This window comes from Streptomyces sp. NPDC002144 (assembly GCF_053593695.1).
In genome coordinates this window covers 35,338-58,914 of record NZ_JBSFDB010000023.1, presented here as the reverse complement: position 1 = coordinate 58,914, position 23,577 = coordinate 35,338, and the positions used below count along the sequence as shown (strand labels likewise).

At 72.1% G+C, this 23,577-nt stretch carries 22 protein-coding genes and 2 pseudogenes; 9 read left to right on the top strand and 15 right to left on the bottom strand.

Translation table 11 applies throughout. The annotated features are described in order from the left end of the window. Window positions 1-52: 52 nt before the first annotated feature. The 6 genes from ACWCQ1_RS30475 to ACWCQ1_RS30450 form a co-directional block, all read right to left on the bottom strand. Window positions 53-1,171: a SchA/CurD-like domain-containing protein gene (locus ACWCQ1_RS30475; protein ID WP_451027825.1), complete on the bottom strand. Its 1,119-nt coding sequence runs from the start codon at window positions 1,169-1,171 to the stop codon at window positions 53-55. Between the two features lie 139 nt (window positions 1,172-1,310). Further along, complete coding sequence (locus ACWCQ1_RS30470) at window positions 1,311-1,997, bottom strand: class F sortase (RefSeq protein WP_358602800.1); 687 nt, start codon at window positions 1,995-1,997, stop codon at window positions 1,311-1,313. Between the two features lie 112 nt (window positions 1,998-2,109). Further along, the gene (locus tag ACWCQ1_RS30465) at window positions 2,110-2,628 is read right to left on the bottom strand and encodes a hypothetical protein (protein WP_358602797.1); all 519 of its coding nucleotides are present in this window, start codon (window positions 2,626-2,628) and stop codon (window positions 2,110-2,112) included. A 252-nt stretch (window positions 2,629-2,880) separates the two neighbouring features. Next, window positions 2,881-4,524 (bottom strand): FAD-dependent oxidoreductase, encoded by a 1,644-nt coding sequence (locus ACWCQ1_RS30460; protein WP_451027824.1) that lies wholly within the window; start codon window positions 4,522-4,524, stop codon window positions 2,881-2,883. A 114-nt stretch (window positions 4,525-4,638) separates the two neighbouring features. After that, window positions 4,639-4,851 carry a hypothetical protein gene (locus ACWCQ1_RS30455; RefSeq protein ID WP_358602791.1) on the bottom strand — a complete coding sequence of 71 codons (213 nt, stop codon included), beginning with the start codon at window positions 4,849-4,851 and terminating at the stop codon, window positions 4,639-4,641. Then, window positions 4,827-5,690: a hypothetical protein gene (locus ACWCQ1_RS30450; protein WP_451027823.1), complete on the bottom strand. Its 864-nt coding sequence runs from the start codon at window positions 5,688-5,690 to the stop codon at window positions 4,827-4,829. Before ACWCQ1_RS30450 ends, ACWCQ1_RS30455 begins: the two co-directional genes overlap by 25 nt. 78 nt (window positions 5,691-5,768) lie before the next feature. On the opposite strand from ACWCQ1_RS30450, the gene ACWCQ1_RS30445 reads away from it, so the two are divergent. Continuing rightward, window positions 5,769-6,827, top strand: coding sequence for a YihY/virulence factor BrkB family protein (locus ACWCQ1_RS30445; protein ID WP_133049341.1), 1,059 nt, complete (start codon window positions 5,769-5,771; stop codon window positions 6,825-6,827). On the opposite strand, the gene ACWCQ1_RS30440 is transcribed toward ACWCQ1_RS30445, so the two are convergent. The 4 genes from ACWCQ1_RS30440 to ACWCQ1_RS30425 all read right to left on the bottom strand — a co-directional run bounded on the left by ACWCQ1_RS30440 (window position 6,822) and on the right by ACWCQ1_RS30425 (window position 11,846). Then, window positions 6,822-8,714 (bottom strand): propionyl-CoA synthetase, encoded by a 1,893-nt coding sequence (locus ACWCQ1_RS30440; protein ID WP_358602782.1) that lies wholly within the window; start codon window positions 8,712-8,714, stop codon window positions 6,822-6,824. The two genes, ACWCQ1_RS30445 and ACWCQ1_RS30440, sit on opposite strands and share 6 nt — an antisense overlap. A gap of 46 nt (window positions 8,715-8,760) precedes the next feature. Beyond that, complete coding sequence (gene lpdA / locus ACWCQ1_RS30435) at window positions 8,761-10,173, bottom strand: dihydrolipoyl dehydrogenase (RefSeq protein WP_451027822.1); 1,413 nt, start codon at window positions 10,171-10,173, stop codon at window positions 8,761-8,763. Between the two features lie 141 nt (window positions 10,174-10,314). Continuing rightward, window positions 10,315-11,355 (bottom strand): P1 family peptidase, encoded by a 1,041-nt coding sequence (locus tag ACWCQ1_RS30430; protein WP_451027821.1) that lies wholly within the window; start codon window positions 11,353-11,355, stop codon window positions 10,315-10,317. A gap of 59 nt (window positions 11,356-11,414) precedes the next feature. Continuing rightward, complete coding sequence (locus tag ACWCQ1_RS30425; RefSeq protein ID WP_358602776.1) at window positions 11,415-11,846, bottom strand: ATP-binding protein; 432 nt, start codon at window positions 11,844-11,846, stop codon at window positions 11,415-11,417. A gap of 223 nt (window positions 11,847-12,069) precedes the next feature. On the opposite strand from ACWCQ1_RS30425, the gene ACWCQ1_RS30420 reads away from it, so the two are divergent. From ACWCQ1_RS30420 to ACWCQ1_RS30400, 5 genes are all read left to right on the top strand, one after another. Further along, on the top strand, window positions 12,070-12,432 hold the full coding sequence (locus ACWCQ1_RS30420; RefSeq protein WP_358602773.1) for an STAS domain-containing protein: 363 nt from the start codon (window positions 12,070-12,072) through the stop codon (window positions 12,430-12,432). Between the two features lie 263 nt (window positions 12,433-12,695). After that, window positions 12,696-14,420 (top strand): SpoIIE family protein phosphatase, encoded by a 1,725-nt coding sequence (locus ACWCQ1_RS30415; protein WP_358602770.1) that lies wholly within the window; start codon window positions 12,696-12,698, stop codon window positions 14,418-14,420. A gap of 167 nt (window positions 14,421-14,587) precedes the next feature. Next, window positions 14,588-15,640 (top strand): PP2C family protein-serine/threonine phosphatase, encoded by a 1,053-nt coding sequence (locus ACWCQ1_RS30410; RefSeq protein ID WP_451027820.1) that lies wholly within the window; start codon window positions 14,588-14,590, stop codon window positions 15,638-15,640. Then, window positions 15,529-15,837, top strand: a complete 309-nt coding sequence (locus ACWCQ1_RS30405) for a hypothetical protein (protein WP_358602764.1) — start codon at window positions 15,529-15,531, stop codon at window positions 15,835-15,837. The genes ACWCQ1_RS30410 and ACWCQ1_RS30405 overlap by 112 nt, the downstream gene beginning before the upstream one ends. 34 nt (window positions 15,838-15,871) lie before the next feature. Then, the gene (locus tag ACWCQ1_RS30400) at window positions 15,872-15,994 is read left to right on the top strand and encodes a hypothetical protein (protein ID WP_358602761.1); all 123 of its coding nucleotides are present in this window, start codon (window positions 15,872-15,874) and stop codon (window positions 15,992-15,994) included. Between the two features lie 82 nt (window positions 15,995-16,076). Here ACWCQ1_RS30400 and ACWCQ1_RS30395 read toward each other — a convergent pair. The 3 genes and pseudogenes from ACWCQ1_RS30395 to ACWCQ1_RS30385 all read right to left on the bottom strand — a co-directional run bounded on the left by ACWCQ1_RS30395 (window position 16,077) and on the right by ACWCQ1_RS30385 (window position 19,838). After that, window positions 16,077-17,536: pseudogene (locus ACWCQ1_RS30395) on the bottom strand (aminotransferase class I/II-fold pyridoxal phosphate-dependent enzyme). A gap of 94 nt (window positions 17,537-17,630) precedes the next feature. Next, window positions 17,631-18,875: a carboxylate-amine ligase gene (locus ACWCQ1_RS30390; protein ID WP_451027852.1), complete on the bottom strand. Its 1,245-nt coding sequence runs from the start codon at window positions 18,873-18,875 to the stop codon at window positions 17,631-17,633. Window positions 18,876-18,968: 93 nt separating this feature from the next. Further along, complete coding sequence (locus ACWCQ1_RS30385) at window positions 18,969-19,838, bottom strand: class II glutamine amidotransferase (RefSeq protein WP_451027819.1); 870 nt, start codon at window positions 19,836-19,838, stop codon at window positions 18,969-18,971. A gap of 360 nt (window positions 19,839-20,198) precedes the next feature. Between ACWCQ1_RS30385 and ACWCQ1_RS30380 the strand changes: the two genes are divergently transcribed. Both ACWCQ1_RS30380 and ACWCQ1_RS30375 read left to right on the top strand, forming a co-directional pair. Next, window positions 20,199-20,777: a hypothetical protein gene (locus ACWCQ1_RS30380; RefSeq protein ID WP_451027818.1), complete on the top strand. Its 579-nt coding sequence runs from the start codon at window positions 20,199-20,201 to the stop codon at window positions 20,775-20,777. A gap of 96 nt (window positions 20,778-20,873) precedes the next feature. Next, on the top strand, window positions 20,874-21,386 hold the full coding sequence (locus ACWCQ1_RS30375; RefSeq protein WP_358602749.1) for a DUF6069 family protein: 513 nt from the start codon (window positions 20,874-20,876) through the stop codon (window positions 21,384-21,386). A gap of 30 nt (window positions 21,387-21,416) precedes the next feature. Here ACWCQ1_RS30375 and ACWCQ1_RS30370 read toward each other — a convergent pair whose 3' ends face one another. Together ACWCQ1_RS30370 and ACWCQ1_RS30365 are read right to left on the bottom strand one after the other, a co-directional pair. Then, on the bottom strand, window positions 21,417-21,851 hold the full coding sequence (locus ACWCQ1_RS30370) for a hypothetical protein (protein WP_451027817.1): 435 nt from the start codon (window positions 21,849-21,851) through the stop codon (window positions 21,417-21,419). Between the two features lie 345 nt (window positions 21,852-22,196). Beyond that, a pseudogene (locus tag ACWCQ1_RS30365) lies at window positions 22,197-23,339 on the bottom strand (cytochrome c oxidase subunit I); the annotation flags it as partial. On the opposite strand from ACWCQ1_RS30365, the gene ACWCQ1_RS30360 reads away from it, so the two are divergent. Then, complete coding sequence (locus tag ACWCQ1_RS30360; RefSeq protein ID WP_358602743.1) at window positions 23,248-23,562, top strand: DUF2071 domain-containing protein; 315 nt, start codon at window positions 23,248-23,250, stop codon at window positions 23,560-23,562. The pseudogene ACWCQ1_RS30365 and the gene ACWCQ1_RS30360 sit on opposite strands and share 92 nt — an antisense overlap. The last annotated feature ends 15 nt before the right edge of the window (window positions 23,563-23,577 follow it).

The following is a 23,577-nucleotide window of genomic DNA, read 5'->3' as shown; positions in this document are numbered from 1 at the left end:
CGGGGTTGCGTCACGGCGTTGCTCCGTTCGTGTGCTGGGGCGGCGGGGCGGATCAGGCTTCGGGCGAACGGCGGTCGGTGACGAGCTCCGCGCGGGCCTGACCCAAGACGTGCTTGAGGTCGCCGTCCTTCGACAGCGTTGTCAGCTCGGCCAGCCGGGCGGGGTCGGCGATGCCGAGGACCAGCGTCGGATCGGCGGCGTCGAGGTCGCCGCGTACGTCGATCAGCCGGACCACGACCTCGTCGCGCTGGAAGATCGTGCTGCGCACGACGGGACTGCGCGGGTCGTCCGCCGCCTTCTCGTCCTGCCGGGCCAGCAGCTCGGCCAGCTCCATGCCGCGGCCGGGACGGGACGGGTAGTACAGGGCGTGGCGCTGCGCACCGGGGTCCTCCTGCTCGGCCGTCACATGGTGGACGGCGGGCAGCGCGGCCCGGGTGAAGAACACGCGGGCGGACTCGGGGTCGTCCAGGTCGCGGTCCTGCTCCAGGTAGGGGTTGATGGCCTCCTCCACGGCGCGGACCTCGGGCTGGCGGGCGACGTGGCGCAGTGCCGCGAGCAGGTCGCCGCGCACCTCGATGGCCCGGACCACCCGGTTGCCGTGCATGAACAGGGAGGTGCGGCACAGCCGGGTGTTCTGGTCGACCTCCGGCTTCGGCGAGGCGTAGTCGGAGAGGATCTCGGCGACCTTCTCCTCGCTGCCCGGCTTGACGGTGAAGGTGAGCGCGTGGCGGATCACCCCGTCGCCGATGCGGGGCGCGGCCTGCAGCCGCCGCGCGGAGTCGGCCGGCGCCGGGCCGCCGGTCTCGCGGACGATGTGGAAGCGCAGCGAGCGGGTGTCGCGGACGCAGCTGTGCAGGGGCTCGACCATGCGGACGTGCTCCTCGCTGTTGACCCAGGCGAGGAACGGCGGCGCGCTCTCCCACTCGCTGGTGATCAGCCACTGGGAGGGGTTCTCGATCGACTGGCACAGCTGGTCGCTGACGTGCCCGGGCACGGAGGCGACCTGGTTGCACAGCTGCTCGTAGGCCTCCAGGAACTGCTGCTGGGCGCCCTCGTAGACGTCCACCAGGAGGACGACACGGAGCCGGGAGCCGTCGAAGACGGACTGCGAGACCCGGGGCGACACCTGTCGCGCGAGCGGTTGTGAGGCGGATGCGGACAGGGTGGTCATGGAGCACATCTCCTTCGCGGGACAGCGGTGGACGTGGGCCGCTTGAGAGCCACGTCGGCGTTCCTTGATCCTGTGCCCGGGCTGTGAAGGGCGCGACTCGGATGAACTACGTGGGTGACCGCGCCGCCCTCGCCGGGGCTCACACGAGGTGGGCGAAGACCACAAGGTTGTCCTTGTAGTCACGGGCCGTGCGGTCGTAGTCGCCCGCACAGGTGATCAGCCGGACCTCGGCCCGGGAGGTGTCGGCGTAGACGCGATCGCTGGGGAAGGCGTCCTTGGCGAAGGTCTCCGCGCTGTCGACGACGAAGGTCGCCTTGCGGCCGTCGGCCCGCACGACGTGGAAGAGGTCGCCCTTGCGCAGTTCGCCGAGACCGGCGAAGACGGCCGCGGACGTCGCGGTGTCGACGTGCCCGGCGATGATCGCGGTGCCGGCCTCACCGGGTGAGGCGCCGTCGGCGTACCAGCCGACGAGGTTGGTGTCGTGCGCGGGCGGCGGCTCGAGCTGCCCGGTGGGACCGATGGCGAGGTCGGTGAAGGGGGCGTCGACGGAGATCTTCGGGATGAGCAGGCGCACCGGCCGGGACCGCGGAAGGTGCGGGGCGGCGGCGGTCTCCCGGGCGTCGGGCGAGGCGGGCGCCGCGGGTGCGGCGGCCTGCGGGGCCGCGGCGGGGGTACGGGGCCGGTCGGCGGAGGCGTCCCGGCCGCCGGCCAGGCTCACCGCGACGATCACCAGGGCGGCGGCACACACCATCATCAGGTTCGCGCCGGACCTGGAGCCGCTTTGGGCCTGCTCGTCGTCGGAAGAGGGGGAATCGGGGGCTGCCATCGAGGACCACCTCACTTGGCTGCGGCAGCGGGGTGAACGGGCGAGGAGGGCCGGCCGGGCCGCCACCGGGGGCGCGGGTGGCGGCCACGGCGGCTATCGCGTCAGGCATGGATCAGGCCAGGCCCGCGGCGGTCTTCCTGCGCCGCGCCAGGTAGATTCCGGCTCCGGCGACGCCGAGGACGGCCACGCCGCCCGCGGTCACCCCGGGGTTGGCGAGAGCGCCGCCTCCGGTGTGCATGCCGCCGTGCGGCTTCTCGTGGCCGCCGCCCCAGGAGCCCGAGTCGCCGTGGGAGTTCGAGCCGCCCCAGGAGTCGGAGCCGTTGTCCTTGTCCTTGTCCTTGTCCTTGTAGGTGTCGGGGTCGAACCGCGGGTCGCGGGCGCCGCCGCCGTCCTGCTTGACGGCGGTCAGCGCACCGCCACCCGTGTGCACTCCGCCGTGCGGCCGGCCGTGGCCGCCGTCCTGGTCGTGGTCCTTGGTGTACGAAGAGCTGTCGTGGCCGGAGGAGCCGTCGTGGCTCCAGGACGAGCCCGACTGGTCCCCGTCGCCGCCGTAGGCGTAGGCGGCGGGGGCGCCGAGGGCGAGAACGGCCGAGACCGCTCCGGTGGCCAGAAGCATGCGAGCAGAACGCATATGACGTTCCTTCCGTCGCGACCGGGCAGCTGGCGCTTCGTCAGCTGAGGTGACCCGGCCCCGATGTGAACCACCGTCAACCAGGCACCGGTGCCCCACCACTTGAGCGGCTCACCCGGGTGACGCCGGGAGGTTCCAGACACCGCCCGTCCGGAGCAACGCGCATCGCATCCGTGCAGGACACACGCACGACGAGCCGCCTTCCACCCGTTCGGGGACGGGTGGAAGGCGGCTCACTCGGTTGCTCCGCGGTCAGCTCCGCGCGAGAACCGCCGTCAGGACCTCGCGCAGGGTCGACTCGGGGTCCTCGACCGGGCCTTCACAGCGCCAGGCGACGAATCCGTCGGGCCGGACGAGGACGGCGCCCTCACGGGTCGTGCCGTGGGCCGCCGCCCAGTCCGCCCCCTCCTCCGGCACCAGTTCCTCACCCATCCGGTAGGGGACGAGCGGCAGGGACAGCCGCTCGGCGAGGCGGAGGGCGGCCTGGTGCCAGCCGTTCGGCGTGGCGCCGTCGCTGAGCAGGACCAGGGAGCGTTCGTAAAGGTCGAGGGTGGAGACCCGCTCGCCCTGGTGACGGACCCACAGATGGGGCGCGCGGCTCCCCGGTTCACCGTTGAGGGCGAGTTTCTCCGGGACGACCGGCGTCGCCGGATCGGCTCCGGCGACTGCGCCGTGCGGGTAGCGGTAGCCGAGGGCGACGTTGAGGATGCCGCGCTGCGGGCCGCTGCCGGCGCCGGGCGGCGCGGCGAAGCCGGGGTGGCTGTGCTCGGCGGACCGTACGGCGGCGCGGGCACTGGTGGCCTCGGCGACCGGCCGGCGTTCGGCGTCGTAGCTGTCCAGCAGGCCCTGACCGGCCCAGCCGCCGACCACGGCGGCCAGTTTCCAGGCGAGGTTGTGCGCGTCCTGGATGCCGGTGTTGGAGCCGAAGGCGCCGGTGGGTGACATCTCGTGGGCCGAGTCGCCGGCCAGGAAGACGCGTCCGGAGCTGTAGCTGCGTGCGACACGCTGGGCGGCGTGCCAGGGGGCCCGGCCGGTGATCTCGATGTCCAGGCCCGGGTCGCCGACCGCGCGGCGGATGTGGTCGGCGCAGCGTTCGTCGGTGAACTCCTCGAGCGTTTCCCCCTGTTCGGGGTGCCAGGGGGCGTGGAAGACCCAGTGCTCGCGGTTGTCGACCGGCAGCAGGGCGCCGTCGGCGTCGGGGCTGGTGAGGTAGCAGACGATGAAGCGGCGCTCGCCCACGACGTCGGCGAGCCGGCGGGAGCGGAAGGTGATGCTGACGTTGTGGAACAGGTCGCCGGGGCCGCTCTGGCCGATGCCGAGCTGTTCGCGCACCGGGCTGCGGGGGCCGTCCGCGGCGACCAGGTAGTCGGCGCGGATGGTGGTGTGCTCGCCCGTCTGCCTGCTCTTGACGAACGCGGTGACGCCGGTGGAGTCGGCGTCGAAGGACATCATCTCGGTGGAGTAGCGCAGGTCTCCGCCGAGCCGCGCGGCGTGGTCGAGCAGGACCGGTTCGAGGTCGTTCTGGCTGCACAGGCACCAGGCGGTCGGGCTGAAGCGGGCCAGTCCGCCGCCCGGGTCGATCTCCTTGAACAGCCACTCGCCCGCGTCGCCCACCAGGGTGGGGGTCTGCAGGATGCCGTGGTTGTCGGCGAGGGTGGACGCGGCCTGATGGATCGCCGGCTCGGTGCCGGACACCCGGAACAGCTCCATCGTCCGGACGTTGTTGCCCCGGCCGCGGGGGTGGATGGAGGTGCCGGCATGGCGCTCCACGAGGGTGTGCCGCACCCCCAGTCGGCCGAGGAAGAGCGAGGTGGACAGACCGACCAGTGAACCGCCGACGATCAGGACCGGCACCTTGTGGACCGTTCCGCCTGTCTGCTCGGTTCTTGCATTCATCACGCGCCTCCAGCGTGTCGCCTCCGCCGACTCGTCCGGATACGGCCGGGATCTTCATGCATGCCCCGCTCGACGGGCGGTGGCCCAGGCTTCACCCGCTTACGTGACGTCCGCTCAGAGGGCGATGGTGGCGAGCCCCGCGACGCCGACCAGGTGGACGACCACCACGGTGACGCTGTCGACGCCCATACGTGCGTACTGGTGCCGGGGGCGGAAGACGAGCCCGCCCATGTGGACGACGGTGAGGATCACGCCGAGCGCGGTGAGGTAGATGTCCGCCGGGAGGACCGGCTTGCCGGAGATCAGGGCGGCGGGGAGGAACAGCACGGGCAGGAAGGCGTTGCCGCCGAAGATGTCGCTGACGGCGAGCTGGTAGTCGCCCAGACGGGGGAGGTCAGGCCGGTGCTGATCTCGGGCAGGGACGTGGCGGCGGCCAACACGGTCGCGCCGAACAGCACACCGCTCAGCCCCTGCCGGGCGAAGAACTCCTCGCCGGTGCGTTCGATGGCCACGCCGGCGACCAGTGTCGCCAGGGCCGCCGCGGCGAAGATGAGCGCCGCGCGGCCGGAGCCGACGCCCTGGTCGGTGGCGGCCTTCTCCTTCTTGCCGCGGGAGTGCCCGCGCGGCTCGGGCTGGCTGTCGGGGGCGTCGCCGCCCTCCCGCCACGGCAGTCCGTGGCCGGCCCGGTTGAGCAGGACCAGTCCGAGCAGCCACAGCACGGCGATCGCGGCGGAGGCGGGCGCCAGAGGGCCGGCGTGCAGGCCGGGCGAGAGCTGGGTGCCCATGACGACCACGGCGAGGATGACGACGACGAGGGCGCCTTCGAGGACGAGTTGGAGGCTGGCGGCGAGCCGGGTCAGCGGGGCGCGCGGACGTACCCCGGCGGCGTCCAGGACGGCCAGGACGACGGTCTGGATGGCGATGCCGCCGAGCATGTTGCCGACGGCGACGCCGAGTTGGCCGGCCAGGGCCGCGCTGACGGTGATGGCGATCTCCGGCAGGTTGGTGGCGATCGCGAGCAGGACGAGTCCGCCGAGCGCACTGCCGAGATGGAGACGTTCGGCGAGCACGTCGGTGGTGTCCGACAGTTTGATGCCCGCGTACCAGATGACGGCCGCACTGAACAGGAACAACAGCAGGAGCACCGGTGAGCCCAGGGATCCCATGGCGCGGCGGGTACCCGATGTCGGCGGCCTGCCGCCTTCCGGATGCGTGGGCCGCCGTCCCGGGGTTACCCGCCGGGTATGGCGAGACTGCATCTTCCGGGTCGGAAGAACCACGAGGACACGGACCAGGCACCCGAGCCACCCGAGCCGCAGGAGGTCGGGCCGGGGCCGGAGGTCGAGCGGAGGGCGCCGGACGCCCCCACGAAGCTGCCCAAACGGGCCTGGGGCGCGGTGTTCAAGGGGGCACTGCGTGAGTTCACGGACGACGAACTGTCCGACCGCGCGGCGGCGCTGACGTACTACGGGGTGCTGTCGCTGTTCCCTGCGCTGCTGGTGCTGGTGTCGCTGCTGGGCATCACCGGCAAGTCGGCCACCGACTCGGTGCTGAAGAACCTCAGGCAGCTCACCCCCGGTTCCGCCCGGGACATCATCACCCGGGCCGTGGAGCAGTTGCAGAACCACTCCGGCACCGGCTCGGTCATGGCGATCGTCGGCATCGCGCTCGCGGTGTGGTCGGCGTCCGGGTATGTCGCCGCGTTCATCCGCTCGGCCAACAAGGTCTACGACATGCCCGAGGGGCGGCCGGTGTGGAAGATCCTCCCGGTGCGTCTCGGGCTGACGGTCGTGCTGATGGTGCTGGCCGTGATCAGCGCCCTGATCGTGGTCTTCACCGGTGCCCTGGCCCGGCAGGCGGGGACCGCGCTCGGCATCGGGGACACGGCGCTGACCGCGTGGTCGATCGCCAAGTGGCCCGTGCTGGTCGTCCTGGTCACGGTCATGATCGCGATCCTGTACTGGGCCAGCCCGAACGCCAAGGTCAAGGGGTTCCGCTGGGTCACCCCCGGCAGCTTCCTCGCCCTGGTGATCTGGATGATCGCCTCCGCCGGCTTCGCGATCTACGTCGCGAACTTCGCGTCGTACAACAAGACCTACGGCACCATGGCCGGCGTCATCGTCTTCCTGGTCTGGCTGTGGATCAGCAACCTCGCGATCCTGCTCGGCCTGGAGTTCGACGCGGAGACGGTACGGCAGCGGGCGATCGCCGGGGGCCTGCCGCCGGACCAGGAGCCCTACACCGAGCCGCGCGACACACGGAAGTGGGACGAGGCGGATTTGCGCCGGCTGAACGAGTCATGACCCGTCCCGCTCCGGGCGGCGCAGCACCGGGCGCAGGGTCTCGATGACGTTCGGGTCGTCCACCGTGGAGGGGATGGGCTCGTCGAGGCCGTCGGCGATGCCGCGCATGGTCTTGCGCAGGATCTTCCCGGAGCGGGTCTTGGGCAGGGCCGGTACGACGGCGACGTCCTTGAGCGAGGCGACGGCGCCGATGCGTTCGCGGACGAGCCGGACGAGTTCGGCCTCGACCTCGGCGGGTTCGCGGGCCGTGCCCGCCTTCAGCACGACCAGGCCGCGCGGCACCTGTCCCTTCAGGGCGTCGGCGACGCCGATCACGGCGCACTCGGCGACGTCGGGGTGGGTGGCCAGGACCTCTTCCATGCTGCCGGTGGACAGCCGGTGTCCGGCGACGTTGATGACGTCGTCGGTGCGGCCCATGACGTACACATAGCCGTCCTCGTCGATGTGCCCGCTGTCGCCGGTGAGGTAGTAGCCGTCGTAGGCCGAGAGGTAGGAGCCGACGAAGCGGGCGTCGTCGTTCCAGAGGGTGGGCAGCGCGCCCGGCGGCAGCGGAAGCCGTACGACGATCGCGCCGTCGACCCCGGGCGGCACGGGCTGCCCGGAGGGGTCGAGGACGCGGACGTCCCAGCCGGGCAGCGGCCGGGTGGGCGAGCCGGGCTTGACGGGTGCGGCCTCGATGCCGACCGGGTTGGCGACGATGGGCCAGCCGGTCTCGGTCTGCCACCAGTGGTCGATCACCGGGATGTCGAGCAGGGCGCTCGCCCAGTGGTAGGTCTCGGGGTCGAGTCGTTCTCCGGCGAGGAACAGGTAGCGCAGGCGGGAGAGGTCGTACCCGGCGGTGAGGGTGCCTTTCGGGTCCTCCTTCCTGATGGCGCGGAAGGCGGTGGGCGCGGTGAACATGGTCTTGACGCCGTACTCGGCGGCGACGCGCCAGAACTGGCCCGCGTCCGGCGTGCCGACCGGCTTCCCCTCGTACAGCACGGTCGTGGCACCGGCCAGGAGCGGCCCGTAGACGATGTACGAGTGCCCGACGACCCAGCCCACGTCGGAGCCGGTGAACATGGTCTCGCCCGGGCCGATGTCGTAGACGGCGCCCATCGACCACAGCAGGGCCACCGCGTAGCCGCCGCAGTCACGGACGACTCCCTTGGGTTTCCCGGTCGTTCCGGACGTGTAGAGGATGTAGAGCGGGTCCGTCGCGGCCACCGGCACGCAGGGGGCCGCGGGCGCGGTGGCGACCAGGTCGGCCCAGTCCAGGTCGTCCGGCCCCAACTCGGCCGGTTCCTGGGGCCGTTGCACGATCACCCGCTTCTCGGGCCGGTGCGCGGCGAGTTCGATCGCCTGGTCCAGCAGCGGCTTGTAGGGGATGACGCGCCTGCCCTCGATGCCGCAGGAGGCGGAGACGACCACCTTCGGGGCCGCGTCGTCGATGCGGACGGCGAGTTCGGGCGGGGCGAAGCCGCCGAAGACGACCGAGTGCACCGCGCCGATGCGGGCGCAGGCCAGCATCGCGACGGCCGCCTCGGGGATCATCGGCATGTAGATGACCACGCGGTCGCCGTGGCCCACGCCGAGCCCGGTGAGCGCGCCGGCGAAAGCGGCCACCTCGTCCCGGAGTTGGGCGTAGGTGTACGTGCGCCGGGTCCCCGTCACCGGGGAGTCGTACACGAGCGCGGGCTGCTCGCCGCGACCTGCCTCGACGTGCCGGTCGACGGCGTTGAAGCAGACGTTGAGCCGCCCGTCCGGGTACCACCGGTGGAAGGGAGCGCGGGAGGAGTCCAGAGCGCGGGTGGGCGCCGCCTCCCAGTCGACGGCCTGAGCCGCCCGCAGCCAGAAGTTCTCCGGGTCCTCGGCGGCGGCGCGGAAGACATCCTCGTAACGTCCCATCGGCGCTCTCCTTCACCGGTCGTGCGGTGGCGGGGTCGCCACCGTCTCACAGGTTGATCATGTGTCCCGCCAGACCGTGGACGGCCTCCTTGACGGCCTCGCCCAGGGTGGGGTGGGCGTGGACGTTGCGGGCGACCTCGTGGACGGTCAGGTCCCACTGCTGGGCCAGGGTCAGCTCGGGCAGCAGCTCGGTGACGTCGGGGCCGATGAGGTGGCCGCCGAGGAGTTCGCCATACTTGGCGTCGCTGATCAGCTTCACGAAGCCGGTGGCGTCGCCCAGACCGTGCGACTTGCCGTTGGCGGTGAAGGGGAACTTGGCCACCTTCACGTCGTGGCCGCGCTCGCGGGCCTGGGCCTCGGTGTAGCCGAAGCTGGCGATCTGGGGCTGGCAGTAGGTGGCGCGCGGGATCATGACGTAGTCCAGCTCCATCGTCTCCGCGTCGGCGATGGTCTCGGCGGCGATGATGCCCATCGCCTCGGCGGCGTGCGCGAGCATCAGCTTGGCCGTCACGTCGCCGATGGCGTACAGGTGGGGCACGGAGGTACGGCAGCGGCCGTCGACGTCGATCGCGCCGCGCTCGGTGACCTTCACGCCGGTGTTCTCCAGGCCGTAGCCGTCGATGTTCGGCTGGAAACCGATCGCCTGGAGCACCTTGTCCGCCTCCAGCACCTGCTGGGAGCCGTCCTTGGCGGTGACGGTGACGCGGACCTGCGGTCCGGACTCGTCGATGGCGTCGACGCGGGTCGAGGTGAGGACGTCGATGCCCAGCCGGCGGTACTGCTTGGCGAGTTCGGCGGAGACCTCGGCGTCCTCCAGGGGCGCCATGCGGTCCAGGAACTCGACGATGGTCACCTTCACGCCGTAGTTGTGCAGCACGTAGGCGAACTCGACGCCGATCGCGCCGGCGCCCGCGATGACGATGGACTGCGGGAGGTCCTCGGCGAGGATCTGCTCCTCGAACGTCACCACGCGGGCGCTGCGCTTGGTGCCGGGCAGCAGCTTCGGGGTGGCACCGGTGGCGATGATGCAGTGGTCGAAGCGGATGGTACGGGTCTCGCCGTCGTAACCGGCCACCTGCAGCGTGTGCGGGTCCAGGAAGGTGCCGCGGCCGTCGAACTCGGTGATCTTGTTCTTCTTCATCAGGTAGTGGACGCCCTTGACGCGGCCGTCGGCGACCTTGCGGCTGCGGCGGAACGCCTCGCCGTAGTCGAAGCTGACCTGGCCGTCCACCTTGATGCCGAAGGTCTTCGCCTCGCGGGTGAAGATGTGCGCCAGCTCCGCGTTGCGCAGCAGGGCCTTGCTGGGGATGCAGCCCACGTTCAGACAGACGCCGCCCCAGTACTTCTCCTCCACGACCGCCACGCGCTTGCCCAGTTGGGCGGCGCGGACGGCGGCGACGTATCCGCCGGGGCCGGCTCCGAGGACCACGACGTCGAAGTGCTCGCCCTGCTCGTCCATGACGTTCCTCTCTCGCGGCTGCCGGCCTGGTCCCCGGTACAGCTTCCCCGTGACTCACCTGGGCCGCACCTTAGGACGCGGCCTCATCCCGGGCGAACGTTTTCGGCGTCCCCGGCATGCCCGTTCGCCGCGTCTTCCCGGTCACTCCAGCAGGGCCAGCAGGGGGCGCGCGGGCAGCGGGTGACGGGTGTCGCCGTGCGGGCCCGTGGTCGTGGTGGCCGTCAGCAGCGCGTTGAGGACGGACTCCTCGACGGCGTCGAGGGCGGCGGTGAACAGCGCGTCGAGGGTGTCGTCGGGCACGACGGCGGGTCCGGCGGGCGTGCCCAGCGGACCGGTGCCGAAGGCCAGGCCGTAGTCGCCGCTGCCGTGTCCGTACGCGGCGCCGGCCCGGGCCAGCGCGTAGACGCAGCGACGGGCCAGCCGGGTCAGCTGACGGGCGTCCAGGGGTGCGTCGGTGGCGGCCACGACCATGCACGAACCGGCCTGCGGCTGGGGCTCCTCGGCGGGCAGGCCCACGTCGGCGGGCGTGACCGTACGGCCCCGCACCCGCAGCGTGCCGCCGAAGTTGGCCTGCACGAGGACACCGAGCGTGCACTCCCGGCCGGCGAGCGGCAGGCGCCGGGACGAGGTGCCGATGCCGGCCTTGAAGCCGAGGGCGGTCAGCCCGGTGCCCCCGCCGACGCAGCCCTCGGCGACCGGCCCGTACGACGCCGTGTCGAGCGCGGCGCGCACGTGCTCCTCGCGCACCGGGCGCGAGCGGATGTCCGACAGGAGCCCGTCGTTGCACTCCCCCACCACCGGGTTCAGGCTCCGTGCGTCCGCTCCCTCCGGCCGCTCCAGGACCCAGCCCACCAGGGCGTCCGCCGCCCGGAAGGCGGAGAGCGTCGAGGTGAGCAGGACGGGCGTCTCGAGCGTGCCGAGCTCGGCGATCTGGGTGGCACCGATCAGCTTGCCGTAGCCGTTGCCCGCGAACACCCCGGCCGGCAGCGGACTGCCGGGTCCCACTCCGTCCGGCACGATCGCGGTGACCCCGCTGTGCACCCGTGGCGGACGGATCAGCGTGGTGTGTCCGACGCGGATGCCGGGCACGTCGGTGAGCGCGTCGTACCGGCCGGTGGGCAGCTCACCGACGGTGATGCCCAGGTCGCGGGACCTGGGGCGGCTCACGGGTGGCGGGGGCATGGACGGCACGGTATCCGCATCCGCGGCCGGTCCGCTCCGGCTCTCCGGCCCGCCACGGCTCAGGGTCCCAGGGCCGACAGCGGGTCGTCGAACAGCGCGATCCGGGCGGTGATGCGCTTGCCCACGGGCTCCCTTCTCGCCTCGAAGCCCTGCACCACCGCCAGCACGATCTCCAGACCGTGCTGCCCGACCCGTCCGGCGTCGGCGGCCCGGGCCACCGGAAGCACCGGATCGCTGTCCCACACGGCGATCTCCAGCGCGCTGTCCGCGATGCCCAACTGCAGCAGCACCGGCCCCGGCGCGTACTTCAGCGCGTTGGTGACCAGCTCGCTGACCACCAGCTGCGCGAGGTCCAGCGTGCGGGCCGACACCGGCAGCCCGTGCTCGGACTGAGCACGGGTCAGGAAGCGCGACGCCTCGTTCCTGGCGTTGGCAATACAGCCTTCGGCCCCGTCCAAGGCCACGGTCACGTCGGCAGGTGCATCCGGCATCCGGGAACACTCCTCGGGCGGGACAGGCTCCTTGCCGACATAAGCAAGTACCCCGTTCATGGTCGCGCGACTACCCCGTGTCGCGGGGACTACTCCTGTGTCGCGCGGACTACTCCTGTGTCAGGAGCAACTCGTGCGCCGAAGCATGCATCGAGGCGGCGGTCCCGGGGCAACGTGGCAACAGAGACGTGGCTCAGCCCCACCGAGTGCGCTAAGGACGCAAGTGGCAGACAACAAGGAAGCAGCGGGTCACGGCCAGCTGTCCGTGGTCCGCGACGAAGTCGACGGCATCGCCGTCCTCGGCCTGCGCGGCGAGGTGGACTACCAGAGCGTGGGCGCCCTGAGCGAGGCCGTGCCCGAGCCGAGCGCTGACGGCCTGCGGATCGTCGTCGATCTGAGCGGGGTCACGTTCATGGACTCGAGCGGCGTCAACGCCCTGATCGCCGCCCACCAGACCACTCAGGCGGCGCAGGGGTGGCTGCGGCTCGCGGGGGCCCGCGGTGCGGTGCTGCGCACCGTGCAGCTCGTGGGCCTGGACAGCCTCGTGTCCTGTCACCCGACCGTCGAGGACGCCCTGGCGGCGTGAGGGCCGGGGCCCAGGCGTCCTGGCCCCCGCCCGGTCACGCCGTGCGCGGGTCGTGGCATGCGTGATGTCCTTCTTGTGGTGCCTCTTCTCAGCGGCGCCCCTTCCTCGGTGTGATGCGTCGCCGTCGTGATGCGTCCCCGTGGTGATTCGTCCCCGTGGCGTTTCCCCGCGAGGGGGCATACGGGAAGGACATGCGGAACAGGACGCGTGCCGCGGCCGGGCGAACGGCGGCCGGCGGTGGCTCGATCGGCGGGAGGCAGGACGTGGCGGAGCCGGTGAACAGGCAGACCGGGCGGCAGCGGGGCGTACCCGCCCCCTCCGCCGGGCTGGCCGGGGCGCTGGAAGCCATCGGGACCGGCGCCTACGTAGTGGACGAGGAAGGCTGCATCATCGCCGTCAACGCCCGCACCGAGCGGCTGCTGGCGCGCTCCGCCGACGATCTCCTCGGGCACGACGCGCACGATCTGCTGCATCGCGGGCCGCAGGGCCAGCTCCTGCCGCGGACGCAGTGCACCATGCGGCAGGCGTTCCACGCCAGACGCGCGGCCCAGGCCGACCAGGACCACTTCGCCCGGGGGGACGGCTCGCTGCTGCCCATCTCCTGGACTCTCGCCCCGTACGACGTCGACGGGGACGGCGGCGACAGTGCCACGCTCGTCGTCTTCCACCCCGTCGAGCCCCCGCTGGAGACCGTTCCCGAGCCGGAGCCGGCGGCCGAGCCGATGCCGGAACTCGAACGGCTGGCCCTGCTGGCCGAGACCACGACCCGGCTCACCTCCACGCTCGACGTCGAGGAGACCCTGCGCCGGCTGGTCGAGCTGGTCGTACCGCGGCTGGGCGACTGGGCGGTCGTCGACCTGATCAGCGAGCGTGACGAGGTGTGGCGCACCGTGGTGGCCCACGCCGAGGAGGGCTCGGTGAGCCGGCGCGAGGACCTGCAGGGTCCGATGCCGCCGGTGCCGGAGTCGTCCCCCATGCCGCTGTCCCGGGCGCTGCGCGGGGTCGCCTCGACCCTGGCGGACCAGCAGACGTACCGGCAGCCACCGGACGCGGGCATCGCGGTCGAGCAGCGCCGCCTGTTCGACGCCACCGGAATGCACTCCGCGGCCATCGCCCCCATACGCAGCACGCGCGACGTGCTGGGTGCCCTGACCGTCGGCCGGTCCGAGAACCCGGTGCCGTTCACCCCCACCGATCTGCCGCTGATCGAGGACATCGCCCGGCGTGCCGGACTCGCGCTGGACAACGCCCGTCTCTACCAGCGCCAGCGCAAGATCGCCGAGACCATGCAGAACCATCTGCTGCCCCAGATGCCCAGCGTCACGGACCTGGAGATGACGGTCCGCTATCTGCCCGCGCCCCACGCCTCGCAGGTCGGCGGCGACTGGTACGACGCCTTCTCGCTCTCCGACGGCTCCACGGCCCTCGCCGTCGGAGACGTCGTCGGACACGACCTGGAGGCCGCGGCCGGCATGGCGCAGGTGCGCAACATGCTCCGCGCCTACGCCTGGTCCCAGCAGGAACCGCCCAGCCGGATCGTCGAACGGCTCGACGAGGCCATCCAGCACATCACCGACGTCTCCATGGCCACCGTGGTCCTCGCCCGGATAGAGCCCGAGGAGCAGGGCCGCTGGCGGCTGTCCTGGACCAACGCGGGCCATCCCCCGCCGTTGCTGATCAGCCGCGACGGACTGACCCAGTACCTCACCGCGGGCCACGGCATCCTGCTGGGGACGGGGGCCCGTACCTCCCGCCCCGACGCCGGCCTCTCCCTGCCGCCCGGTTCCACCCTGGTGCTCTACACCGACGGTCTCATCGAGGACCGCGGCCACACCCTGGACGCCGGCCTCAACAGGCTGCGCCAGCACGCCGCCGCCCTCGCCCACCGCCCGCTCGGGGCCTTCACGGACCAGCTGCTGCGCCGCGTCCGCCCCGCCGGGAACGACGACGACGTGGCGCTGCTGGCCCTGCGCACCCCGAACCGCTGACCGCTTGCCCCTGACCGCCGACCGCCGACCGCCGGAAACGCAACCGCCGGGAGCCGGGGCCGCTCGCCGTTGTCGGGGTACCCGGGTGGCACCTGGTGTTCTTCCAGCGGATGGCGGAGGGAGGTGTTCGGTGTGGCGGACCGCGCCGCGGCAGCCTGGTACGGCTGATGCAGGACAGCCATACCGCCACCCTCGAAGAACTCCCGGGCATGATCGCCGAGTACGCCGGCGCGGTCGGCCTGCACGACACGCTCGTCTTCGTCGTCGACCTCCGCGAGACGGTGCTGCGCCAGCTCACCGGCGCGGGGCCGGACGCGGGCGCCGGCGGCCAGGAGTTCACCGTGGGGGGCAGCCTGCCCGGCCAGGCCTATCAGCGCGTCACTCTGCTCTCCGAAACCGCGGGAGGCGAGGACGGTCCGGACCGGCACCGGTGGTGGGTGGCCGTCACCGACGGGGTGGAACGGCTGGGCGTGCTGCGGGCCTACACCGAAACCGACGACGCCGACACCCGCCGGGCGCTGCGTGACCTGGCGTCGATGACGGCGCTGCTGCTGCTGAGCAAGCGTTCCTTCAGTGACTCCTATGCCCGTCTGGTCCGCACCGAGCCGATGAACGTGGCGGCGGAGATGCAGTGGAACCTCACGCCCCCGCTCGCCTACGCCGGGCACGACGCGGTCGTCGGTGCCGTGATGGAGCCCGCGTACCAGATGGGCGGTGACGCCTTCGACTACGCGGTGGCCGACCGCACTCTGCACCTCGGGGTCTTCGACGCGATGGGTCACGACACCGCCGCGGGGATCATCGCCAGCGTCGCGGTGGCCGCCTGCCGCAACGCCCGCCGCCAGGGCGCCACGCTGACGGAGACCAGCCGTCTGGTGGAGAACGCCCTGGTCGAGCAGTTCGGCACCAGTCGCTATGTCACGGCCACCCTGGCGGCTCTGGACATGGCGACCGGCCGGCTGTCCTGGATCAACCGCGGACATCCTCTGCCGGTCCTGCTGCGTGACAACCGGTGGCGATGCGACCGTTCTGCTCACCGAGTGGCGCGGCGGCCACGAGGACCGGCTCACGCCGTGATGTGCGGCGGGAAAGCGAGGAGGGGAAGGCCATGGCAGGTGTCAGGCGGTACGCCGTCGCCGCGTCGGGGCAGTGGACGGACGAGGAGGAGGGCCGACGCAGGCTGCCCGCCGGCGAGGTGCACGCCTGGGAGCCGGGCATGAACCAGACAGTGTGCGGGCTGTCCCTCAGCCGCTCGCAGCTGGTGCGCTTCGCGCACGTCACCTGGACGGACACGTTCCCCGAGTCCGGGGGTGCGGCCGACCGGGTGCGGCGGGTCTGCCCGCGCTGCGCCTCCGTGGCCGGACGCCGTGGCGGTGACACCCGCCCGCACTGGCATCGCGTGAACCCGCGGCCTTGAGGTCCGCCCGGGCGGGTAGTCGGCCGACCTCGCCGTGCAGCATCTGGGCTGCACCCGTCTGCCCGGCGGCTTCGTCATGCCCATGGACGGCGCACAGGGGGCGGAGCCGGGCCGCCTTGATCCGCGGCTGATCCTGCCCGTGCACTACCACGGATGAAGTCCCCGCTGGAGCCGTTCCTCGCCGAGGTGGAGTCGGCCGGGTTCTGCGAAGGCCTGGCGCACTGCCGTCACGACCGGGGTCAGCGCCGCGCCACCACCCGCAGCGTCTTCACCGAGGGGTCGGCGGCGTCCGGGATCAGGACGCCGTGCTCGACGCCGCTGCGCAGGTAGTCCAGGACCGCGTCGGTGATGACCTCGCCGGGGGCGACGGCCGGCACACCCGGCGGGTAGGGGCTGATCATCTCGGCGGCGATACGGCCGGCGGCGCTCTCCGCGGGCACGTGCTCGACCTCGGCGAAGAAGGCCTCCCGGGGCAGCATGGCCTGCTCCAGTTCCAGAGCCGAGGGCGCGGGCAGCCGCACCGGGGGCCGGCGCTCGATGGTGTCGGCGCCGTCGACCAGGGCGCGCAGGGCGTCCAGCAGCACCTTCTCGGTCTCGTCGTCATCGGCGTGGGTGATGGAGGCGCTGAGGCGGCAGGTGTCGGAGCCGCCGACGTCCACATGCCGTTCGGCCCGCAGCCACTCGGCGGCCTGCATGCCGCTGATGCCGAGTTCCCGTACGTCGATCACGATCTTCAGGGGGTCGAAGTCGGCGGCCAGCCCCTCCTCCACGATCTCCTGGCCCATGGGCCTGAGGCCCGGCAGATCACCGGCGGCCGTACGGATGCGTTCGGCGCGGCGCAGGGCGGCGTCCAGGAGTGCGTGCCCGTGCTCGACCATCTGGCGCCGCCAGCCGTCGAGGGTGGCGTACACCAGCGTGGAGGCACTGGTGGTGCCGAGCAGGTCCTCCCGCTGCTTGAGCGCCTCCGGCGACACGCGGTCGTACTGGAGGTGGAAGACGGAGCTCTGCTCGATCGCGCCGCCCATCTTGTGCACGCTGGTGAGCACCAGGTCCGCCTCGGCGTCCATGCCCCAGGCGGGCAGCTCGGGGTGGAAGGGCAGATGGGCGCCCCAGGCCTCGTCGACGATGAGCGGGACGTCGAACTCGTGGCAGACCCGGGCCACGCCCCGGATGTCGGCGCAGGTCCCCCAGTCGGTGGGCGTGATCAGCAGCATGCCCTTCGCGTCGGGGTGTTCCTGGAGGCGGCGGCGTACGTCGTCCGGCTCCGGGGGGTGGGCGATGTGCCGCTCCTCGTCGAACTTGGGGTGCACCCAGATCGGCTCGACCCCGTTGACGACGACGGCGGAGATCACCGACATGTGCGCGTTGCGGGAGATCAGCAGCTTCTCGCCGGGACCGGCCACGGCCAGCATGGCGGTCTTGACCGACAGGGAGCTGCCGCACGTGGAGAAGAACGCCTGCTCGGCGCCGACCGCGTCCGCCATCAGCTCCTGGGCCTGGCTCAGCCCTGGGACTGGCGGCGGTCGTCGAGCCCGTTGAGGGACAGGACGTCCGAACGGAACACGTCGAGGCCGACGATCTCGGCCACGCACGGGTCGGCGCCGCGGCCCTGCTTGTGACCGGGTGGCCCGAAGACGACGTCTCCGCGGCGCCGGAACTCCTCCAGCGCCTCCAGAACGGGCACCCGTGAGTGATCCATGGTTCCTCCCACGTCCGTCCCCGAGTCCGGGCATCGTGCCGGACGGGCGCGCGGTCTTCGCGCTCTGGGCTCCGTGTTGACCACGTGGGCGTACTCAAACGCCGCGCAGCTCGCGCGGCCGGCCGGGACGGGAAGCCGCCGCGCCGGTGGCCGGGGGCGCCGCACCGGAGGCCGGGAGCGCCGCACCGGAGGCCGGGGGCGGCGCACCGGAGGCCGGGGGCGGCGCCGTCTCCCGCCCGGCCGGTCCCTGCCCCGGCCCGCGGCGCTCGCCGCGGGTTTCGTCGATCAGCATGTCCACACAGGCCGGCAGCCCCTCCGCCTGGGCGGTGCGGCGTATCCGACGGGCGGCGCTGCCCTCGGCCAGGGCCGCCTCGGTCAGCTCCCCGACGGTCTGCCAGTCGCCGTGCGCCTCCAGCGCGGGACGCAGCCGGGTGAGCAGCTTGCGGACGACCTGTGCGGCGGGGGCGTCCCGATGCGTCTCGGGGTCCACCAGGCTGCCTTCCAGACCGGATCGAGCTGCCCGCCACGACGCGCCGCGCAACCACTCGTGGCGGCCTTCGCAGGGCCTCGCACCGGCCCCGCGGTGTTCCAGGACGTCGGTCACCAGGGCGCGGAACAGGCCGGCGACCAGGACGACGCTCTCGACCCGCGGGCAGGCGTCGCAGATGCGCAGTTCCAGCGTCCGCAGGTGCGCGGAGGGCCGTACGTCGTAATAGATCATCCCCGGGTCGCTGATGATCCCGGACCGCACGAGGTCGTCCACAGCGGCGTCGTACGCGGACGCGCTGGAGAAACAGCCCGCCGGGCCCGCGGTCGGCCAGCGCTGCCACAGCACGGTGCGCCAGCTGGCGTAGCCGGTGTCGGTCCCCTGCCAGTAGGGCGAGCTGGCGGACAGGGCCAGCAGCACGGCCAGCCAGGGCGAGAGCGCACACATGACCGTCACGGCGGTGTCGCGGTCGGGTACGTCCACATGGATCTGGGCGCTGCAGATGAGCTGCTCGTCCGCGACCCGGCGGTACTCCTCGACCATGTGGCGGTAGCGCGCGTCGTCGGTGGGGTGCCCGGAGGCGGCGGGGGCCAAGGGTGCTGTGCCCGCTGCCAGCACCGCGAGCCCGAGGGAGGACGCGGCGGCGTCCAGCCGCCGTCTGGTCTGTGTCAGGTCGGTGTACAGCTCGTCGAGGGTGGCGTGCACTCCGGTGTTCGTCTCCACGATGGACTGGTGCAGTTCCGCGGTGAAGGACTGCCGGGGCAGCCGTCGCAGCAGCTGGTCGGCGCGCGGCACGACCAGTCCGCTCTCCGCCTCCAGGAGGTGGAACTCCTCCTCCGCTCCGATGCGTATGTTCACGGCACTCCTCGAAGTACTCCGGCGCTGCCACCCACGTGCCCAACGCGCTGATCGATAAGCCCGAAATGTACGTTTGGCGGGCCCGTTTCAGGCGGCTCGCTGGGAGGCCGCGGCGTCCGGGCGCAGGTCGTCCAGGGTCAGCAGGTGGGCCGGGGGGTCGGACAGGACGAGGTGATGGGTGGTGTGCAGGTCGGGGCCGACGTGGAGGAGCTCGCCGGGCCGCAGGGCCCGCCAGTGGGGGTTGTCGTCCATGCGTTCGCTGGCGACGACGACCGCGGGGTGGCCCGCCAGGTGCTCGGAGTGGACGCGCATGCGGCCGTGCGAGCCGCTGTGGTCCAGGTGGCGGTCGCCGTGCAGACCACCGGCCGGGCGCTCGAGGACGTACAGCTCGTGGGTGTCCGGGTAGCGCAGGGCCCAGAGTTCGTCTCGGGTGACGAGGACCAGGTTGAGGGCGTAGACGGGCAGGTTCCGGGCGATCCAGCGCGCGGCGTGCTCGATGCCGGCGGTGATGTCACCGTCGCGGTCGCGTGTCTCCCGGGTGATCAGGGCGAAGAACCGCTCGGAGTCGGTGTCGCCCGCGACCAGTGACCGGTCGTCGCCCAGGTGCGCGTCGAGGTCGCCGAGGCCCTCGATGACCCCGTTGTGCGCGAACAGGCGCCCGTCCTGCTCGAAGGGATGCGTGTTGCGGGCCTCCAGGCTGCCGGTGGAGGCGAAGCGCACATGGGCGAGGAAGGTGGCGGACCGCACCTGCCGGGCGTCCTGGGCGAAGGCGCGGTCCTGGTAGGCGGCGATGGGGGCCTTGTCGACGTGCGGGGCGCCGTCGGCGTCGAAGTAGCCCAGGCCGGTGCCGTCGGGGTCGTGATGGCTCTGCCGGCTGAGACTGTCGGGGGCGTCGAGAAGCCAGAAGGTGGCGTGGGCGCGCTCCGGGGCGCTGCTGAGACCGAACAGACGACACACGGGATGCCTCCTTGGTCGGCGGCCGGCTCGGTGGCGGTGGGTGCCGTCCCGTACGGACAGGATGCGCCACCGATCCCGAGCGGGCAGGTCGAGGGCGACCCGACAGGCGCCTGATCGTGCCGTGGCGGGTGGCCACCGACCTCGGTCACGGCGGCCCCGGTGGGGCAGGAAGGCACCGCTGATGAGCAAGCCGGTCGGCGGCGACCCGGTGGAAGCCGCGCCGGCCGTCGCGCCGGGAGTGGGCTGGTACAGGGCCGGCGGACGCGCCCGGAAGCGCCGTGCGCGACGAATCGGGCGGTCGACCGCGCCATCGGGGGCACTCGCCGATCGTCAAGAGGTTGCCGACGGTGGAGGAAGACCATGAGCACTGACGTGCGAAGCCTGGGCGAGGGGCCCGGGCGGCAGAGAATCCTCGGGATCTATCTCAACGACCATCTGGCGGGTGCCACAGCCGGCGCGGAGCTGGCCCGCCGCATGGTCCAGGAGCACGGTGACACCCCGTACGGCGAGGAGCTGCGGAGCCTGGAGGTGGAGATCTCCCAGGACCGGCGGGCCCTGCTGCGTCTGATGACGGAGTTGCACGTCCCCGCGCGGCGCTACAAGGTCTACGGGGCGTGGCTGGGCGAGAAGCTCGCACGGGTGAAACCGAACGGCCGGCTGTTGCGCCGATCCGGCCTCACGGTGCTCGTCGAACTCGAAGCGCTGCGTACGGGCATTACCGGCAAGGCGATGCTCTGGCGCGCGCTGCTCTCCGCCGCCCCCGCCGAACCGCGCCTGGACTCCGACCGGCTGGAGGAGTTGCTGCGCCGGGCCGAACGGCAGACCACGAGGGTCGACGAGCTGCACGGCCGGGCCGCCTCAGCGCTGCTGTCCCCGGCCGGGGCACGCCCGGCACTCAGGGCCGTAGCGGACAGCACGCCCGGCGGGAACCAGGTCTAGCCCCATCCAGCCGATCGTCCCGCCCGTCGTCCCGCGCTGCAATCAGGGAGCGCGGACGGGGCACCCGACAGGGCGCACTGACACGTCTCCAGTGAGGTGATCCTGTGTCCGGTCCCCACCCGTACGGCAGCTATCCGCCCCAGGGCCCCGCCGACTACCAGGACGGGCGTCTCCAGCGACCTCCGTCGGACGTGGCGGCGGCTGTGGGCCACCGGTGCCGCCACGGCGGCGGTGGCGGCGCTCGCCGCCGTCGTGGCCACGCTGCTGATGCGCGGGGTACTGGACGTGGCGGTGTTCGCACCCCACCGGGCCGGGGTGTGGGGCGACGCCACCACGGGTTACCTCGCGGCGTGGGCCGCGGTCGCCGCCCTGGTGGCCACCGGGCTGCTGCATCTGCTGCTGGTCACGGTCGCCCGGCCGCGGGCCTTCTTCACGTGGATCGCCTCGCTGGTCACGGTGGCGATGATGCTGCTGCCCTTCACCACCGGTCTGAGCACCGGCTCCCAACTGGCCAGCGCCGTCGTCTTCCTGGTCATCGGCGCCACCATCACGGCTCTGCTGTCCGCCGCCGTACCCGCTGTCGCGCCCGACCGTGCCTACGACGGCTGACGCTCCGGCGAGGTGACGTCCGCGCCGTGCTCAGGCGCCGAGTTGGGCCACAATGGTGTTCAACGTGCCGGCCAGCAAGTCCAGTTCGCGGTCCGAGGGCGAATCCGTGCCGATCCGGCGGGCGAGTTCCTCGCCGGACATGACATCGACGGCGCCCGCGTACCAGTCCGTGCTCCGTTCTTCGGCGGCGATCACCCGGGCTCGGCCCTCCAGCAGCACCAGGGTGGCGGAGTCCTGGCGCGCGGCGAGCAGTTCGCGCACGTGCTCGCGGGTGACCGGACCGGACGACGCGCCGGACCGGCCGGCGCCGTCGGACGGTTCTTGATCCCCTTCGGCCTCGTCCTCGCGGTCCCCTTCCGCCTGGGAGGGGGTGGTCCGGGGCGGGTCGGCGCGGGTCTGTCCGGACTCGCTCGGCATGTCGTCGTCCCGTTCGCCTTCGGCCTGGGACGGGGTGTACTCGGTCATCAGGGGCCCTCTGCAGGATCGTCCGGTGTGTCGGCGGGCTGATCCGCCGGGTACGGGTGTTCAGCGACCGGTGTCCGACCGCGATACGCGGTGACGTGCGGATCCTCCCGTGGGCATGCCGGGTGCCCGACGCGCCCGGCCCGAAACGGACCGGCCACCGAACCTGATCGTGCCGCAGCGACTGCTCCCGCCGGGGACGGTGGCGCCCAACCTGCCGTACGGCAATCCGGACGCATGCGCCGGCGGCGCGCGGCGTCGCGGTGGCTGCGGGCCTGGAGGTAACCCTCGCCTCGGCGGCCGGAGCGGTGGCCTGGCCGGCGCGCGAGCCACGGGCCCGGCCTCTGATCACGACCGGTCGCTCTCGTGCCCCTCGGCGTCGATCGCGTCGCGCTTGCCCGTGTGCTCGCGCTGGTCCAGCCGGGCCACCTCGGGGTGGTGCAGGTCGAAGGCGGGGGACTCGGTGCGGATGCGCGGCAGGGTGTGGAAGTTGTGGCGCGGGGGCGGGCAGGAGGTGGCCCATTCCAGGGAGCGGCCGTAGCCCCAGGGGTCGTCCACGTCGATGCGTTTGCCGTACTTGGCGGTCTTCCACACGTTGTACAGGAAGGGCAGGGTGGACAGCCCCAGCAGGAACGCGCCGATGGAGGAGACGGTGTTCAGGGCGGTGAAGCCGTCGGCGGTCAGGTAGTCGGCGTAGCGGCGGGGCATGCCCTCGGCTCCCAGCCAATGCTGGACGAGGAAGGTGGTGTGGAAGCCGACGAACAGCGTCCAGAAGTGGATCTTCTCCAGGCGGTGGTCGAGCATGGTGCCGGTCATCTTCGGCCACCAGACGCTGAATCCGCCGAACATCGCGAAGACGATCGTGCCGAACAGCACGTAGTGGAAGTGCGCCACCACGAAGTAGCTGTCGGTGACGTGCCAGTCCAGCGGTGGGGAGCCGAGGACGACGCCGGTCAGACCGCCGAAGAGGAAGGTCACCAGGAAGCCGGCCGCCCACGTAGCCGAAGATCGGCTTGCGGGCGAAGACCGGGATGATCTCGGTGATCACGCCGAAGAACGGCAGGGCCAGGATGTAGACCTCGGGATGGCCGAAGAACCAGAACAGGTGCTGCCACAGCAGGGCCCCGCCGTACTGGGCGTCGAAGACGCATCCGGAACATGGTCATACCGGGGGGCGCGCATGCAGATGATCGTGGTGATGAAGTTGACCGCGCCGAGGATCGTGCCGAACCCGGCCAGCGCCAGCCCCATGATCCACAGGTCGGCGCCGACGTAACCGCTGCGGATCGGGCCGCTGAGCGGCGTGTAGGCGGTCCAGCCGTAGTCCGCCGCGCCCTGCGGGGTGAGGAAGCTGCCCATGACGATGAGCCCGCCGAGCAGGAACAGCCAGTAGGAGAACATGTTCAGCCGCGGGAAGGCCACGTCCGGTGAGCCGATCTGGAGCGGCATGATCGCGTTGGCGAAGCCGGCGAAGGTCTGGCGGGCGTACACCCGCCGTCTGGGCGCCCTCTGGGACACCCCTGTCGCGCACGAGCCATGGCCGCTGCGCGAGGCAACCCTGTTCGAGCTGGACGAGACGGTGACACGCGCGGCCGGGCTTCCCGCGCCCCGCACCGAACCTCTGGTGCACTTCTCGGACGGCGTGCGGCAGGTGCGCATGGGAGTGTCACGGCCGGTCCGCACGGGCACCGACCCGATCGGAGTGATCGAATGAACCCGCTGCTCAGCG

Excerpts from the sequence above, each read along its gene's own strand:
- ACWCQ1_RS30410 (WP_451027820.1), top strand. The coding sequence starts at position 14,588 with ATGCAGGACAGCCATACCGCCACCCTCGAAGAACTCCCGGGCATGATC.
- ACWCQ1_RS30475 (WP_451027825.1), bottom strand. The coding sequence starts at position 1,171 with ATGACCACCCTGTCCGCATCCGCCTCACAACCGCTCGCGCGACAGGTG.
- lpdA (WP_451027822.1), bottom strand. The coding sequence starts at position 10,173 with ATGGACGAGCAGGGCGAGCACTTCGACGTCGTGGTCCTCGGAGCCGGC.
- ACWCQ1_RS30430 (WP_451027821.1), bottom strand. The coding sequence starts at position 11,355 with ATGCCCCCGCCACCCGTGAGCCGCCCCAGGTCCCGCGACCTGGGCATC.
- ACWCQ1_RS30445 (WP_133049341.1), top strand. The coding sequence starts at position 5,769 with ATGGCGAGACTGCATCTTCCGGGTCGGAAGAACCACGAGGACACGGAC.
- ACWCQ1_RS30360 (WP_358602743.1), top strand. The coding sequence starts at position 23,248 with ATGTTCAGCCGCGGGAAGGCCACGTCCGGTGAGCCGATCTGGAGCGGC.
- ACWCQ1_RS30405 (WP_358602764.1), top strand. The coding sequence starts at position 15,529 with ATGGCAGGTGTCAGGCGGTACGCCGTCGCCGCGTCGGGGCAGTGGACG.
- ACWCQ1_RS30465 (WP_358602797.1), bottom strand. The coding sequence starts at position 2,628 with ATGCGTTCTGCTCGCATGCTTCTGGCCACCGGAGCGGTCTCGGCCGTT.
- ACWCQ1_RS30440 (WP_358602782.1), bottom strand. The coding sequence starts at position 8,714 with ATGGGACGTTACGAGGATGTCTTCCGCGCCGCCGCCGAGGACCCGGAG.
- ACWCQ1_RS30425 (WP_358602776.1), bottom strand. The coding sequence starts at position 11,846 with ATGCCGGATGCACCTGCCGACGTGACCGTGGCCTTGGACGGGGCCGAA.
- ACWCQ1_RS30370 (WP_451027817.1), bottom strand. The coding sequence starts at position 21,851 with ATGACCGAGTACACCCCGTCCCAGGCCGAAGGCGAACGGGACGACGAC.
- ACWCQ1_RS30460 (WP_451027824.1), bottom strand. The coding sequence starts at position 4,524 with ATGAATGCAAGAACCGAGCAGACAGGCGGAACGGTCCACAAGGTGCCG.
- ACWCQ1_RS30470 (WP_358602800.1), bottom strand. The coding sequence starts at position 1,997 with ATGGCAGCCCCCGATTCCCCCTCTTCCGACGACGAGCAGGCCCAAAGC.
- ACWCQ1_RS30450 (WP_451027823.1), bottom strand. The coding sequence starts at position 5,690 with ATGGGATCCCTGGGCTCACCGGTGCTCCTGCTGTTGTTCCTGTTCAGT.
- ACWCQ1_RS30380 (WP_451027818.1), top strand. The coding sequence starts at position 20,199 with ATGAGCACTGACGTGCGAAGCCTGGGCGAGGGGCCCGGGCGGCAGAGA.